This is a genomic window from Sphingobium wenxiniae (genome assembly GCF_007830065.1).
GTDB lineage: Bacteria > Pseudomonadota > Alphaproteobacteria > Sphingomonadales > Sphingomonadaceae > Sphingobium > Sphingobium wenxiniae.
In genome coordinates this window covers 38,720-53,108 of record NZ_VLKK01000018.1, presented here as the reverse complement: position 1 = coordinate 53,108, position 14,389 = coordinate 38,720, and the positions used below count along the sequence as shown (strand labels likewise).

Below are 14,389 nucleotides of genomic sequence, written 5' to 3'. Positions count from 1 at the left end.
CGGGTCTGGTGACGCTGATGGGCAAGAAGCTCGATCGCGCTATAGCTGCGCTCAGTACGCATTCGTTGAGGGTCGGGCTGACACAGGATCTATTTGCCAGCGGGGCCGATGCAGGCCCTGTTGCCCAGGCGCTGCGCTGGACATCGACATCGACCGCGCTGCGCTATGGACGCAAGCTCGCCCCTGCCTCGAATGCCGCAGCGGCTATGCTGGGGAAGGTGAGAAGGTGACAAGTGAAGCCGAACGGAAATGTAGCCGTGGCCACTGCAGGTAATTTTGTCGGTCCTTGGGGCGCTTCAAAATCGGCTCGTTGCAGTCAATTCCGTCCGCTCACAGGTTCCCACGGATGACGGCTGAGTTCGCCGAGCAGGGCGCGGACCACGGCATAGGCGGAGCAGCCGGTGAGGGGTGTCTCTTGGGGGCCGCGGTCGAGCCCGGCGAACCAGGCGTTGAACCGGTGTTCGGCGTCCGCAAATCCCGCTTGCGCCAGGGATGAAAGCAACACCTCCCGCAGCAGCCCTACGCAGAACAGCCGTTTTTCGATATCGGTGAGGCTGGCGAGGAGCCCGTCGAGCCGGCCGAGCGCCAGCGCGCATTCGCCTTGCGCGAGGGCGAGCTCCTCGGGTGGGACGTCGGTGTCGGCGGCGAGGGGATGGAAGCGCTCCATGCCGGATGTGTAGTGAATGCCAAAACACTGCACAATTACTCAGGTGGTTGGTGAACGAACATGTGATAATTGCACTTATCACATAAGCAGATTTGACCGTTCTTTATAAGGTGGGCTACAAGCGCGGCTGAGGAGCGAGGCGCGTCGTGAGCACCGAAACCGCCCGGGAAGGGCCAGAAATCCCCGTAGCGCCGCCTGAGGCTGTCCTGCCGGCCGTCAGGGCGCCGGCCGACCTTGCGTGGACGATCGTGCAGATGCGCGCCGGCGAGCGCATCACCGTCAACGAGGGCCTGATCGCCGCCTATCAGGCCGCTTCATCGCCCCATAGCATCCGTGCGCTCAAGTCCGACGTCGAGGCGTTCGATGCGTGGTGTAGGCGCAACAACCGGATCGCGCTGCCGGCCACGCCCGAGACCGTGGCCGATTATCTCGACGCGCGGGCCGGGAAGGGGAGCCGGCCGGCCTCGCTATCCCGCTACAAGGCGTCGATCGCCAAGATCCACCAGCTGCTCGAGCTCAAGGATCCGACGCCGGCGCCGCTGGTGAAGCTGCGGCTCCAGACGGTGCGCCGCGAGAAGGGGGCTGCGCAGAAGCAGGCGCGGCCGCTGCGGTTCAAGGGCCCGGTGCGCGACGTCGAGCGCGACAAGGCGCGGGGGCTCAACATCCGCGCGCTGCTCGAGAGTTGTGGCGAGGATCTGCCGGGGCTGCGTGATCGGGCGCTGCTATCGGCCGCTTATGACACCGGGCTGCGCGCCTCCGAACTGGTGGCGGTCGCCATTGAGCATATTGAGGAGGCGATCGATCCCGAAGCGCGGCTGCTGCAGATTCTGCGTCATAAGGGCGATCAAGACGGGGAGGGGGCGACCGCCTACCTCAGCCCGCGCACCGTCGCGGCGATCGCGGCGTGGACCGAAGCGGCGGGGATCACGACAGGGCCGCTGTTCCGGCGGGTGCAGGTGCGGCGCTACAAGGCGCGGGCAGCCGTGCGCGGTCGGCCGATCGACAGCATCTCGGGCCGGGAGACGTGGGATCTGCGCAAGACGCTGTCCAAGCCGGCGGTGAAGGCGCGCGTCGAATATGACATCGGCACCGTGGCGCTGCACCCGGGCTCGATCGGACCAATCTTTCGGTCGATCATCGGCCGCGCGTTCGACCGTGGCGCGCTGCCCGATTTGACGGCGGACGATCTGGCGCGGTTGCTGAAGGGGATCAGTGCGCACTCGACGCGGATCGGGCTCAATCAGGACCTGTTCGCCAGCGGGGAGGATTTGGCCGGCATCATGGACGCGCTGCGGTGGAAGTCGCCGCGGATGCCGCTCGCTTATAATCGCAATCTCGCGGCAGAGCAGGGGGCGGCGGGGCGCCTTATGGCGAAGATTGGCTAGTCATGACGGCCTAAATAGGTCTTTGGATGATGCCGTGCGACCACACGACGGCGGCAGGTAGATCGAGGGATTTGCGCAGCGGCAAGAACCGGAGAAGGGAGGCTGAGCCCCCGGGGTCTTGAGCTACAACGTTAAGCCTAAGAAACGGGCAGGGGCCTGGTAGCGCGTAGTGTATGAGCGAAGCCACCATCGCTCAAACTCATCAGCACAGTCCAATTTCGAAGAGGAAACAAGAAGGGGTGACTACACGAAAGTGACGTATCTGCACGCTAAGGGCGAACAAATCCGGTACGATGCCAGCAGATGCTATTCGCAGGCTTTCCTGCCCCTTTTATGTGGTGCCGCCCTACGGGCGCCGATATGGGAGGGCGGCAATCCGATTGACCAACGATCGAGGTAGAACCCTGCTCGCCAAATATGTGAGCTGGTTGCCCATCCCCGGTATGGCGAAGGATTGCCGATAAACCAGAACGTGGACTGCATGGGCCGCGCACCGGTCAACGTCCATCAAACCCAACCTCCCCCACTTCAAATCGCTGAGGGCAGCCATGTCTGTGTCGATTCCACCGGGTGCAAAAGACCCAACACTCACTCCCGTCCCGGCAAGCTCCACGGAAAGCGCTCGCATGAGGGTGCTCACATAGGCTTTCGACGCGCCGTAGACCGCTTGGAAGGGCACGGATGTTTCGCCCGCCAGGCTCGACACGGCGATTACTGAGGATTCAAACGGCTGCTCCCTGAAAATCGCAATCAGGCGAGCCAGCAAATCCGTGAAACCGAGTATGTTTGTTTCAATTACCTCGGCATAAGTGTCGGCACGGCCTGCATCAAATGAACCAACGCTCGTCATTCCGGCAACCAACAAAGCGGCTGTTACTTGCAATTCTGCAACCTTAGCCGCGATTTTCTCCCTGCCCTCGATTTCACGTTGATCAGCCACTATAATCTCGCACGGCACATTGAACCGCTCGTCAATTTCGGTCTGTAGCTCCCGCAAGTTGTCGTGGACTTGCCCCGGAAAAGTGGAGAGTTCCCTTGAGGTGAAAGGCGAACTCGATGACGAAGCAGCGACGTTTCACGAAGGAATTCGAGGAGGAAGCGGTCCGACTGGTGGCGACCAGTGGACGCACGCAACGGGAGATAGCGGAGGATCTGGGTGTCGGGCTATCGACGCTGGTGCGCTGGATCGGCCGCAGCCGGGATCGTTTGGTGGAGGCACCCGGTCAAGCGCCGCAGGCAGATATGGCTGCCGAGTTGAAGCGGCTTCGGCGGGAGAACGAGATCCTCCGGCAGGAGCGTGACATACTGAAGCGGGCGACCGCTTTTTTCGCCCGGGAGGGAAGTCGATGAAGTTCACGCTCATCGATCGGGCGAGAAAGGATTTCCCGGTCCACCGCCTCTGCCAGGTACTCGGCGTCAGCCAGAGCGGCTATTTCGCCTGGAAGGATCGCCCGGCCAGTCGGCGCCAGCGCGACGACATGGTGATGCTGGCGCATGTCCGCTCGGGGTTCGCGCTGTCGAACGGCACGTACGGCAGTCCACGCATGACGCGCGAGTTGCAGGATGATGGCTTTGCCATCGGGCGGCGTCGCACGGCGCGGCTGATGCGCGAGAACGGCCTGCGCGCCCGGCAGAAGCGCCGGTTCAAACGGACGACCGACAGCGAACACGCCTGGCCGATCGCGCCGAACATCATCGACCAGGATTTCACCGTGACCGCGCCCAACCAGAAGTGGGGCGTCGACATCTCGTATGTCTGGACCAGAGAGGGGTGGCTCTATCTGGCCGTGGTCATCGACCTGTTCTCCCGTCGCGTCGTCGGCTGGGCTGTCGGCGACCGGCTGCACCGCGATCTCGCGCTGGCGGCGCTGCGCAAGGCCCTCGTCCTGCGGCGTCCGCCCCAAGGGCTCATTCATCATTCGGACCGCGGCAGCCAATATGGCGTCACCTCAAGGTTTGTTCGCCAGACAACGATTTCTCGGACATAAGCGGAACATGGGCTACGCTACACGCTTCAACCGCGCCATTGGCTCGTTGAGTGGGTGGAATTCACCTGCTGGAAGTCGCCTGGCCTGCTCCCAGAGGTAATCGCCGGTCAGACTGATGTGCGCCCAGCCCATCGGAGAAAGGTGCGCAAGCAGTGCCGCATCGAACGTCGTGCCGACAGCGTTGAGGTGCTGGGCGGCCCGGTCGAGATAGACCGTGTTCCAGTAGGAAATCGCCGCAATCAGCAGGTTCAGCCCAGATGCGCGAAATTCCTGATTTTCCAGCGAGCGATCGGTGAACCGACCCTGCCGGTTGGTATAGATGGCGGCGGCAAGCGTGTGCCTCGCCTCGCCTTTGTTGAGACCGGCCTGACAGGCACGTCGCAGTTCCGGTTGTTCAAGCCAATCGAGCGTGAACAAAGTGCGCTCGATACGGCCCAGTTCAGCCAATGCAAAATCCAGCCTGTTCTGGCGTTTGTAGGCGGCAAGTTTTCGCAAGATTACTGACGGCGCCACCGTGCCATCCTTGATTGAGGCGACAATCCTGACGATGTCATCCCAATCGGCCTCGATCGCTGCCGTTTTGATGGTGCGGCCCATCAGATTTTCGATGCCCTTGTATGTCGATGGCGCAGCGATCGAACCCAGCTTGCGGTCGCCAATATCGCGCAGCCGGGGCGCGAAGCGGAACCCGAGTAGGTGGCAGAGTGCGAAAACATGATCGGTGGCGCCGCCGGTATCGGTATAGTGCTCATGCAACGGAAGGTTGCCGGCGCCCAGGACAAGCCCGTCGAGCACGTAAGGCGCTTCACCTGCCGTCGCGGACATGATCCGTGATCCGAATGATGCGAAGTGATCGGAAAGGTGAGAATAGATTTTCACGCCAGGTTCGGCGCCATATTTGGCATTGACGTCCGCCGCCCCTGAACGGCTCCGCCCCGACCGGAAGAACTGGCCATCGGACGACGAACTGGTGCCAGCGCCCCAATGCCGCGCGAAGGGTAATTCGTGATGGGCTGAGATGATCATGGCCAGCGCGGCCTGATAGTTCTCGGGTGAAAGATACCAGTTGTGGGTCCATGCGAGTTGGGCATAGCTGACGCCTTCGCTGGCATTGGCCATCCGCTCCAGCCCGAGGTTGGTGCCATCAGCCAGAATTGCGGCGAGTACCGTGCTGGGGTTGTCGTGCTCCTTGCCTGAGCGCAGGTCACGGAATGCGTTCAAAAAACCAGTGCGTTCGGCGACTTCAAGCAGCAGCTCGGTGATGCGCACGCGGGGAAGCAGGGTATCGAGCTTGCGATCGAGGGCTTCAGCTTCCGGTGGGGTGACAGGCGGCATTTGCTGAAGCTTGAGCCGGTCTCGTTCGAGCGACACTCCCTCAAGCTTGTTTGTTTTCAACTGCTTGGCAAATCGGCGCAGCCGCCAGTCAAGATTTCGTGCCCGGTCAGCGAGGTAGGATGCAGCATTTGAATCGAACGGAAGCACATCCGCCACTTTGGCGGCGTCGCGCCGACCCAGCAAATAGGCATCGAAGCGCTGATAGTTGCGGGTTCCCTCGATCCATACATCACCGGCGCGCAAACGATCACGCAAGGTTGCCATGATCGCAATTTCATAACGTCGGCGGTCGATACGGCCGCTTTCGGTGATGAGACGCTTCCACTGCCGATTGGGGAATGGCAGTGGAACGCCATCGGGAAGGTCGCGCGACTTTCGTGTGTTCGCATCGCGAATGACATCGATGGCTTTGATCAGTGCCGTCCCTGTTCCAGACGCCTTGAAGGTGAAGGCGTCCAGAAATGCCGGGCTGAAACGCCGTAGCGTGGCGTAACGCTCGGTTGCCGTTACCAGTGCGTCCTCGCCGGCAAGATCAGCAAGGGCATCTACTTGGGCCTTTGCCGCAACAAGCCGGTGCCAGCCCACCGCTTCGTCAATCAATTCGAGCGGATCGCCGCCATTCTGGACAGCCTCATCAAGTGCTGTAATCGTGGCGCCAAACAGCCGCATGAGTTGCCCCACCGACTGAATACTATCTTGGTAGCGACGCTCGCGCCCACGCCGCGCGCGCGTGAACATGCCGCCGATAAGTCGGTCAAACATTTGGATCGCGGCATCGGCAAGTCTGGCCTCAAGGTCGATCACTGCGGCCGTCAACGTCGCCCGCCTGCGATTGACGCTGTAATCCGAAAGCAGGAATGCCGGTGCCACGCCGCCCTCGCGGACAAATTGGGCAAAGCGGAATTCCGGAATGGCGCCCCCAACTACCGGGTGGATACCTATGCCGCGAACATAGCGCAGGCGCTCAAGCAAGCCATTGATATTGGCCGCAGTCGGGGCTTCTTCGAAATTACGCAACCACGCCAGCGGTGTCATGCCGAAATCCGGGTTGTTGATTACGAGTTCGTCTAGCCGTGTCAGTTCAGCAGAGCTGAGGCCTTCGACGATTGCGGCTGCGGCAGCTTTGCGTGCGCGTGCCCGGCCAGCAAGACCGGCGCGTTCCAGTGTGTCGCCTGACGGAAGAATGAACCGCTCACCCTTCAGGCCAACCATGAGGGCGCGAACAATCGGTTCACCTCTGTCTGTATACTCGGCGGCTTGCGCGGCAAGATTCAGGGCAAGTGCCAGGTCGCCGCGTCGAAACGGGCGTATGCCAAGATAACGCGCCACGAGATCGGCATGATCGGTACGGGTTTGCGCGCGCTGACCATATGCAGAGAAGGAGGAAGGATCGACGAATAACTGTGCCGCGAGGTACTGAAGAATGACGTCGGGAAGCCCGATCTCGGGTTGCAGACCAAAGCCGGGATGTCGCATCAAAGCGATTTGTGCAGCCAGACCGAGGCGATTTGCTGGACCATAGCGGCGCCCAACCAATTCAACATCTTCCGCAGAAAGGGTATAATGCCCAATGATCGCGGTTTCTTGGACAGGAGGATCGAACAGGCGCCGGCGCTCGTCTCCGGTCAGAAGTCGGCGTCGTGCCATTTTGCTCTCCCGCTGAGGCGAATAACAAAATTGACACCAAAGCGGCTTGCACTGGAGGGAGGCCATTCGTTGCCGGTTGATCCCCGAGCAATCACCCGGCGCAGCAAGACAGTTTGGCGACATCCTTATCAAACGTTTGGGCCGCCAGTTTGAGGCCTTCCACAGTGGTCAGGTAAGGAAATATCGTTGCACCCAATTCCAGGGTGGTCATGCCGTGTTTGATCGCCAGCACCAGTGTCTGGATCGAATCCGCGCCTTCGGGTGCCATGATCTGGCCGCCCAGCAAACGGTCGTTCGCCTTGTCGGCAATCAGTTTGATGAGACCCCGCGTATCGCGTGCTGCCAGTGCCCTTGGCACAGCATCGAGCGGGAGCAGCGAAACCTTGATGTCCAGGCCTTGCGCCCGTGCTGTCGTTTCAGTGAGGCCGGCGCTGGCGACTTGCGGGTCGGTGAAGACGACGGATGGCATGGAGGAATTGTCGTAGCGGTATTGGTTGCCCGTCACCGCGTTGCGCGCGGCCAGTTTTGCGCCATAGGCGGCCATGTAGACGAACTGGTCCCGTCCCGTTACATCGCCCGCCGCGTAAATGCCTGGAACCGACGTTTCGAGGTGGTCATCGACGACGATTCCACCATTACGGGCAAGCACTATGCCGCGCTCCTCCAGCCCAAGCCCGTCGCTATTGGGTCGGCGTCCGGTGGCGATGAGCACCTGTTCCGCCGCGACGGTGTCACAATGCCCCTCGCAGGTCAATTCGACCCCGCTCTGTGTTTGGGCGATACGCTGATAGCCGACACCTGCGCAAACCCGCACGCCCTCGGCTTCCAAATAGTTTTTCAGCGCGGCACTCACTTCCGGGTCCATTTCGGGGAGCAGGCGGCTTCGGCAGCAGATGGTGACATCAACGCCCAGACGCGAAAACATCTGTCCCAGTTCTACCCCGATCACCCCGCCACCGATCACCAGCAGCGATTTGGGCAAGCGATCCAGCGCCAGCGCCGATGTGCTGGTTAGGTAGGGCACGCTGTCCATCCCCGGAATCGGCGGCACGGCGGCGTGCGCACCCATCGCCAATATGACCTTGCCGACCTTCATGGGCGCATCGCCGACAATCAGCGCACCATCGGCAAAGCGTGCCTTGCCCTCGATATAGCTCACACCGTCATAGGCGGGCAGCAGATCGACATATTTTTTTTGGCGCAGCGTCGTGACAAGATCGTCCTTCGACGCCGCCAATACGGACCAGTCATCCATCTGGACAGCGCCCCCAAGGCCGGGAAAGCGCGCGGCGGCAAGCCCACCATGCACCGCTTCGGCGGCGCGGATCAGCGTCTTGGAAGGAACGCAGCCAACATTGACACAGGTGCCGCCAATCGTGCCGTGACCGACGAGCGCCACTTTCGCGCCCAGATCGGCAGCGGCGATCGCGGCGGAGAACCCGGCAGAACCCGCGCCGATGACGGCCACGTCAAATCCTTCCTGCCCGGGGCGGTTGCAACAGTCGTTCATTGCTTATCGCTTTCTTGAGGCGCTGGCGGCGCCCCGCTCAGTTTTGAATAGCGCGCGCCGGATAACCCGCGTTGGTTGATGCAGCGGCAATCGCAGCAGCATTGGTGCGGCGCGGGTTATAGGTTGCGCGCGCGGTCTTGGCTGCGAAATCGACCGTGACCGCCGTTACCCCGGCGACGCCTTCCATCGCCTTCTTCACGGTGATCGGGCAGGTGGCGCAGGTCATGTTCTCTATGGCAAAGGTGGTTTGCTTCTGAGCGGTTGCGGTAGCCGCGGGGCGATCTTGCGCCGTGCCACTAACTGCATAGGCGACCCCGCCGCCAGCCATAGCCAGCACGGCCATAGCGATACATACTGTCTTTTTCATGGGTATTTCCTTTCAATAGAACCAGGGTGCCCACCAGTCGATGGTGAGCGCCAGGATGGCGACGGCAAGGCCCAGCCACAGCACCGCCTTGGTGGTCCAAGCCGATTGTGGACGAGCGCAGTAGGAACCGTCTTCACAGGGCGGTTTCGGCTTGAAATAGACATGCCAGAAGCCGTAGCCGAGCAGCGCGAGCGTTACGCCTGCGACATAGGGCTTGTAAGGTTCGAGCGCCGTCAGGTTGGCGATCCACGCGCCGGAAATTCCGAGCATAACCAACAGTAGCGGGACGACGCAGCAAGCCGAGGCGAGCCCCGCGCCGATCAATGCGCCCGCCGCAACCCAGTTTGCCTGCTTCGGCTCGTGGTTTTCGGTGAGGGCTGGCTGTCCCGCTTCCGGCGTTGAGACCATGGCTTGAATCCCTTGTTCCAACTGAGTGATTCGCAGTGTAGGCTCTGTAGCCACTACAGACTCAAGAGGTATTTTCATGGAGCAACAGGTCGGCATCTTGCGTGCCCAGCTTGCCCGGAAAACAGGCTGCAATCTCGAAACCATCCGCTATTACGAGAAGGTGGGATTGCTGCCGGGGCCGCCTCGCAGTTCCAACGGCTACCGCGTCTATTCGCCGGAACTGGTGCAAAGGTTGCAGTTCATCCTGCGCGCGCGCGACCTTGGCTATGCAATGGATGAGATACGGTCATTGTTGTCGCTCACCGATACCGGTGCACAAACCTGCGCGGAGGTTATGGCGAGAACCGAACTCCACCTTGAAGATGTCCGCCGCCGCATTGCAGATTTGCAGAAGATAGAGGTGACGCTGGCGACCACGTTAGCCAGATGCACTGGAGATGACGTTGCCGAATGTCCCATCCTGGAAGCACTCCAGTTTTTACCCCATCAAGGCAATTGACGCCATCTTTGAGGGATTTGATTTTGTGATGTCAGCTTGGAGTATAGTCTAACCGGACGTCAGACGGCTGTACCGAAACATGTCAGTTAAGAGCCGATTTCCGCATTTATTGACAGATGCCGATCAACCTCTTAGAACCCAAGCTGACAGATCGGGCCATCGGGGGGCAAAATGAAGGGTCAAAGGATCGGCTATGTCCGGGTCAGCGCCTTCGAACAAAATGTCGACCGCCAGTTGGACGGCGTCGCCCTCGACAGGGTCTTCACCGACCGCGCCTCCGGCAAGGACACCGGCCGCCCGCAACTCGAATCAATGCTCTCTTTCCTTAGAGAAGGCGACACCCTCATCGTCCACAGCATGGACCGCCTCGCCCGCAACCTTGACGACCTGCGCAAGCTCGTCCAGTCCTTGACCCGCCAAGGCATCCGCATCGAATTCGTCAAAGAAAGCCTCGCCTTCACCGGCGAGGATTCGCCGATGGCCAATCTCATGCTTTCGGTCATGGGTGCCTTCGCCGAATTCGAACGCGCTCTCATCCGCGAACGCCAACGCGAAGGCATCGCCTTCGCCAAACAACGCGGCGCCTATCGCGGACGCAAGAAGATGCTGTCGGAGGAGCGCGTCGCCGAACTGGTGCGGCGCGTGGGCGAGGGCGAGAAAAAATCCGTCATCGCGCGGGAAATGGGAATTAGCCGGGAGACGCTCTATCAATATTTAAGAGCGGCTGCGTGACGCCCTTTACTGCGGCGGCTGACCGCGTGTCGTCTGTTCTGCCGCGACTTCGAAAGGGGACGTCGTATTAGCAGTCGGGTCGTAAGAACGGTCGATCCGATTGCGGATGCGGTTCTGCACCCGGTTGGCGATCCGATTGTTGACGCGGCCCATCGGTCCGGTGTCGATGGCTGCGGCGCTCTGGCGCTGCCCGATCTGTCCCACCGCCGATGTCGCTATCTGGCCGGGGCGGGCTATCTCCTGCGTCGGAGCTACTTGGCTCTGTTCCATTTGACCCATCGGCAATGTGGTGACTTGGCCGGGGCGGATCGTCTGCTGCGCCTGCGCGATGGAGGCTAGGACCAGCAAGGTGACTGCGGCGAGGCTGCGCAGATAAAGTCTCATGATGCCGTCCTTGCAGATTCTTGAGCGCGCGCGGGGCGGATCGCGATGCGATCGATCTGCCCCGACACCCCGCCGATATCATCGGTCGAGCGCGCGACCAGCGCCAGCATCTGCACGGGGCAGTCGGTGGGGACGCTTATGGTCCCTTGGAAGCGCCCGCCCGCCTGCGACGAATTGGGCAGTTCCACCCGTCCGATCTCGCCGCCGGTTTGGCAGCGCAGCGTCCAATAGGGCCGTGAGCGCGCGGGCTGCTCGATGCCCATACTATGCCCTTCCAGCACATAATCACCAGCAGGCAGCATATGAAGCTGCTGCAGCAGCGTGCCGCCATTGCCCATCGACACGGTGAAGTCGAACAGTCCGTTCCGTGCATCGGGCAAGATCGCGGTCGATACGCCGAGGCCGTTGACGGCCACCCAGTCGAGGGCGCTACGGGCCTCGAGTGCGTTCGTAAAATCGGGATCGCGCGACCGGCGCCGGTCGCTGCCGGGACGCGCGGCGGCATAATAGGCCCAGGCATCGTCGAATAGCTTCGCTGCCAAAAGCCGGTTGAGGAGCGCGACGCTGGAGGCGTCGGACACGGGCACGCGGGCCGCCTGCAAGGCACGGAAGAAAGCAGCGCTCGCTGCCGGATTTGCGTCGCTGCGTGCGGCATGGGCGATGAAGCCGGTGCCCCAATTGGGTTGTTTCCCGAGCGTCTTGACCATCTCCGTGCGGATCGCCTGGTCGGATAGCGCAGAGGTCAGCACTGGAAAAAGCAGTTCGGGCGCGTTCTTTTTGGTGCGCAGCGCGATGTCATAATGGTGGAGCGCGCCGGCAATGTCGTCCTGTGCGACAGCGAGTTCGATCGCCATCAATTGCGTGCGCAGGTCGCGCCGTGACAGCTTCTGCGAATAGGCGAGCAGGCGCTCGCCCCCTGCCTGATTGCCGCGCGCGAAAGCGTCGGCGGCCAGCGTCGCGACGGCTTCGACGGCGGTCGGGTCGTGCCGCAGAGCCTCGCGCGCGATCGCTACCGCACGCGTTCGCTCCGCTTCGCTCGCATCAGGGCGATAAAGTGCCTGCGACAACCGCCCCGCGATGCGCCCATTGTTCGGTGCCAAAGCATAGGCTTCTTCAATCCGGCTGTCAGGCAGTACCAGCGCCACCGACTGCATGACCGAGAGATAGCCGATCCAGCCGACCACCCCGGCCAGAACCAGACGAACGCCCCATTCCTGCGGCGAGCGCCGTTGCCGGGAGCCCTGTTCCTTCATCAGGCGGCGTCGGGCTCTACCTTGCGGCCATAGCGGTAGCCATATTCATAGCCATAGCCATAGCCATAATGGGCCTTTTTGGCGTCGAACTTGGTGAGCACGCTACCGATGATGCGGACATTGGCAGTGATGAGACGGCCGAGCGCTTCCTTCACCAGGCCGGTGCGGATGCCATGCGATTCAACGGCATAGACGACGCCCTCGACCTTAGCGGCGATGAGCGGCGCGTCGGCGAGGCCCATGACCGGCGGGGAGTCGATGATGACATGGTCGTAGCTCTCGAGCAGCTGCGCGATGAGCTGCGACAGGCGATTGCTGGTCAACAGTTCCGCCGCATTGGGCGGCAGCGGCCCTGCCGACATGGCGGTGAAGCCCAGATCCGCCATGGGGAAGGTCAGGCTGTCGATATTGTCTTCGCCGGTCAGATAGTTGCTGAGGCCCCGATCGTGCTGGACACCGCCCAGATGATGGATCGACGGATTGCGCATGTCACCATCAATGAGGATGATCCGCTTGCCGCCGCGCGCCAATGTCGTGGCAAGCGCGAGACAGGTGGTCGATTTGCCTTCGCTCGGTCGCGTCGAGGTGACGGAGAAGGAGCGCGGCACGCCATGTTCGGTCGAGAAGGCGAGATTGGTCTGCACCGTGAGATAGGCGTCGACCAGATCGGACTTGCGGTCGAGCAGGATATCCTTGGGCGCTTCGTCGATCTTGGGGATCGAACCGAGCAGCGGCAGGCCAAGCTCGCGCTTGGCTTCCGCCGGGTCGGTGATGCCCTCGTCGATCTGTTCGAGACCAAAAGCCAGCGCTGCGCCGATACCCAAGCCCGCCAATATGGCGATGGCGAGATTGATCAGCAACTTGGGGCTTGAAGGCGCTCTGGGCGCCTGCGCCGGATCGACGATCGAGATATTGTTGACGCCGACCCCGCCGGCGATGCCGATTTCCTTGAAGCGCTGGAGCAGGCCGTCATAGAGCGCCTGGTTGGTATCCACTTCCTGCTGGTAGATATTATATTGGATGCTGCGGCGACGCAGATCGAGATAATCGCCCTTAAGCTGCTCGACCTTCGCCTGGAGCGCCTGTTCCTGCTCCTGCGTTCGGCGATAGTCAGCTTGGAGAGACGAGGTCACGCGGCCTTCTTCGCTGGCGATGCTGCGGTCGAGCTGGGTGATCTGCACCTGGATCGCTTGAGCGGCAGGATAGCCCGGTTCGAACTGCGTCATCAGCCGGCGGTACTCAGCCGCGAGTTCTGCACGCCGCTGGCGCAAGCTGTTGATCGCCGAATTGCTCAACGCTTCCGCTGAGGCGCCCGCGCGTCCGTTTTGTTGATAGCGCGCCTGGGCTTCGATACGGCCCGCGGTCGCCTGCGCCAGAGCGGCGTTGAGCGCGGCCAGATCATCGACGACGATCGAGCGCTCCGAACTGGACTGGCCGTTGCCCGATTGCGCGGGGAGGTTGATGATCCGGGCGGACGAAGCGTAATTCACTAACTGCCGCTGCGATTCATCCAGCCGCTTTTTTAGTTGGGTAAGCTGGCTTTGGAGAAGATTGCGGCCATAGGAGGTCGCTTGGACTTTTCGCTCCAGATTAGTTTGGATGAAATTCACAGCCCATCTATTGGTGACTTGGGCCGAGAAGTTTGGGTCTGGGCTGGTAAAATTAATCTCTACCAGGCGCGACATGCGCGTCGGGTTAATACTCAAATGTTTGCGTAGAATGTCTCCGGCAATACGTTGACGTATGGCGCGGCCGGAAGCGGGATAACGGCCATTTTCTAATTTAAAAGCAGCATCGCTACTTTTAATGTCGAACATTTCAAAAAAGCTTAGGGATTCTGCCAATTGAAGTTGCGTCGCCACGCGTTCGGAAAGTGCCCGCGATTTCAACAAGCCATATTGCGTCTGGTAAAATTCCTGGTCAGCAATGCTAGCCTCGCGCTCGACTCCCTGAAAATCCGTGACCTTGTCAGATTCACGGGAGATTTCGATTGTCGAAGAGGCTGTATATTGCGGTGTCGTTAACAAAGTCGCGATGAGTCCGATCAGGAAACAAACCGCCACGGCACCCAAGATAACGTAACGCCAACGCATCGCGATACGCAGATATTGGCGTAATATAGGAGATCGTGCATTATCCAGATGTGTCTGCAAAAATGTATGCTGGGTGAAATAGCTGTCAGAATTCAAACCGATATTATTCATGGAACAGCAA

General features: G+C 61.0%; 12 protein-coding genes and 2 pseudogenes. 5 read left to right on the top strand and 9 right to left on the bottom strand.

The annotated features are described in order from the left end of the window. Positions 1–230: pseudogene (locus IQ35_RS21330) on the top strand (integrase); the annotation flags it as partial. A gap of 86 nt (positions 231–316) precedes the next feature. Here IQ35_RS21330 and IQ35_RS16995 read toward each other — a convergent pair. Next, a complete protein-coding gene (locus IQ35_RS16995) occupies positions 317–667 on the bottom strand; it encodes a hypothetical protein (protein ID WP_242003388.1) in 351 nt (116 codons plus the stop codon). 146 nt (positions 668–813) lie between these two features. Here IQ35_RS16995 and IQ35_RS16990 point away from each other — a divergent pair, with 146 nt between their 5' ends. Next, positions 814–2,052: a site-specific integrase gene (locus IQ35_RS16990; RefSeq protein ID WP_013039113.1), complete on the top strand. Its 1,239-nt coding sequence runs from the start codon at positions 814–816 to the stop codon at positions 2,050–2,052. Positions 2,053–2,398: 346 nt separating this feature from the next. On the opposite strand, the gene IQ35_RS16985 is transcribed toward IQ35_RS16990, so the two are convergent. After that, positions 2,399–3,049, bottom strand: a complete 651-nt coding sequence (locus IQ35_RS16985; protein ID WP_260401587.1) for an SDR family NAD(P)-dependent oxidoreductase — start codon at positions 3,047–3,049, stop codon at positions 2,399–2,401. Between the two features lie 59 nt (positions 3,050–3,108). Here IQ35_RS16985 and IQ35_RS16980 point away from each other — a divergent pair. Continuing rightward, positions 3,109–3,992: pseudogene (locus tag IQ35_RS16980) on the top strand (IS3 family transposase); the annotation flags it as partial. A gap of 60 nt (positions 3,993–4,052) precedes the next feature. Here the strand turns inward: IQ35_RS16980 and IQ35_RS16975 are convergent. From IQ35_RS16975 to IQ35_RS16960, 4 genes are all read right to left on the bottom strand, one after another. Further along, a complete protein-coding gene (locus IQ35_RS16975; RefSeq protein ID WP_014072601.1) occupies positions 4,053–7,022 on the bottom strand; it encodes a Tn3 family transposase in 2,970 nt (989 codons plus the stop codon). 91 nt (positions 7,023–7,113) lie between these two features. After that, positions 7,114–8,490 (bottom strand): mercury(II) reductase, encoded by a 1,377-nt coding sequence (gene merA / locus IQ35_RS16970; RefSeq protein ID WP_021222959.1) that lies wholly within the window; start codon positions 8,488–8,490, stop codon positions 7,114–7,116. Positions 8,491–8,569: 79 nt separating this feature from the next. Beyond that, entirely contained in the window at positions 8,570–8,899 is a 330-nt protein-coding gene (locus tag IQ35_RS16965; RefSeq protein WP_004213249.1) for a heavy-metal-associated domain-containing protein, read from the bottom strand. 12 nt (positions 8,900–8,911) lie between these two features. Further along, positions 8,912–9,307, bottom strand: a complete 396-nt coding sequence (locus IQ35_RS16960) for a mercuric transporter MerT family protein (RefSeq protein WP_014072602.1) — start codon at positions 9,305–9,307, stop codon at positions 8,912–8,914. Between the two features lie 76 nt (positions 9,308–9,383). Between IQ35_RS16960 and IQ35_RS16955 the strand changes: the two genes are divergently transcribed. Together IQ35_RS16955 and IQ35_RS16950 are read left to right on the top strand one after the other, a co-directional pair. Further along, positions 9,384–9,806 carry a MerR family transcriptional regulator gene (locus tag IQ35_RS16955; protein ID WP_014072603.1) on the top strand — a complete coding sequence of 141 codons (423 nt, stop codon included), beginning with the start codon at positions 9,384–9,386 and terminating at the stop codon, positions 9,804–9,806. A 171-nt stretch (positions 9,807–9,977) separates the two neighbouring features. Further along, positions 9,978–10,538: a recombinase family protein gene (locus tag IQ35_RS16950; RefSeq protein ID WP_145075221.1), complete on the top strand. Its 561-nt coding sequence runs from the start codon at positions 9,978–9,980 to the stop codon at positions 10,536–10,538. Between the two features lie 6 nt (positions 10,539–10,544). Here the strand turns inward: IQ35_RS16950 and IQ35_RS16945 are convergent, their stop codons facing one another. The 3 genes from IQ35_RS16945 to IQ35_RS16935 are packed head-to-tail and all read right to left on the bottom strand — an operon-like array spanning position 10,545 to position 14,379. After that, the gene (locus IQ35_RS16945; protein ID WP_145075218.1) at positions 10,545–10,922 is read right to left on the bottom strand and encodes a hypothetical protein; all 378 of its coding nucleotides are present in this window, start codon (positions 10,920–10,922) and stop codon (positions 10,545–10,547) included. Next, positions 10,919–12,175, bottom strand: coding sequence for a tetratricopeptide repeat protein (locus IQ35_RS16940; protein WP_145075215.1), 1,257 nt, complete (start codon positions 12,173–12,175; stop codon positions 10,919–10,921). Before IQ35_RS16940 ends, IQ35_RS16945 begins: the two co-directional genes overlap by 4 nt. After that, positions 12,175–14,379, bottom strand: coding sequence for a GumC family protein (locus IQ35_RS16935; protein WP_145075212.1), 2,205 nt, complete (start codon positions 14,377–14,379; stop codon positions 12,175–12,177). Before IQ35_RS16935 ends, IQ35_RS16940 begins: the two co-directional genes overlap by 1 nt. Positions 14,380–14,389: the final 10 nt, after the last annotated feature.

Bases quoted from the DNA above. Each gene is read 5' to 3' on its own strand.
- IQ35_RS16955 (WP_014072603.1), top strand. From the start codon at position 9,384: ATGGAGCAACAGGTCGGCATCTTGCGTGCCCAGCTTGCCCGGAAAACA.
- IQ35_RS16945 (WP_145075218.1), bottom strand. From the start codon at position 10,922: ATGAGACTTTATCTGCGCAGCCTCGCCGCAGTCACCTTGCTGGTCCTA.
- IQ35_RS16935 (WP_145075212.1), bottom strand. From the start codon at position 14,379: ATGAATAATATCGGTTTGAATTCTGACAGCTATTTCACCCAGCATACA.
- IQ35_RS16965 (WP_004213249.1), bottom strand. From the start codon at position 8,899: ATGAAAAAGACAGTATGTATCGCTATGGCCGTGCTGGCTATGGCTGGC.
- IQ35_RS16960 (WP_014072602.1), bottom strand. From the start codon at position 9,307: ATGGTCTCAACGCCGGAAGCGGGACAGCCAGCCCTCACCGAAAACCAC.
- IQ35_RS16950 (WP_145075221.1), top strand. From the start codon at position 9,978: ATGAAGGGTCAAAGGATCGGCTATGTCCGGGTCAGCGCCTTCGAACAA.
- IQ35_RS16975 (WP_014072601.1), bottom strand. From the start codon at position 7,022: ATGGCACGACGCCGACTTCTGACCGGAGACGAGCGCCGGCGCCTGTTC.
- IQ35_RS16995 (WP_242003388.1), bottom strand. From the start codon at position 667: ATGGAGCGCTTCCATCCCCTCGCCGCCGACACCGACGTCCCACCCGAG.
- IQ35_RS16940 (WP_145075215.1), bottom strand. From the start codon at position 12,175: ATGAAGGAACAGGGCTCCCGGCAACGGCGCTCGCCGCAGGAATGGGGC.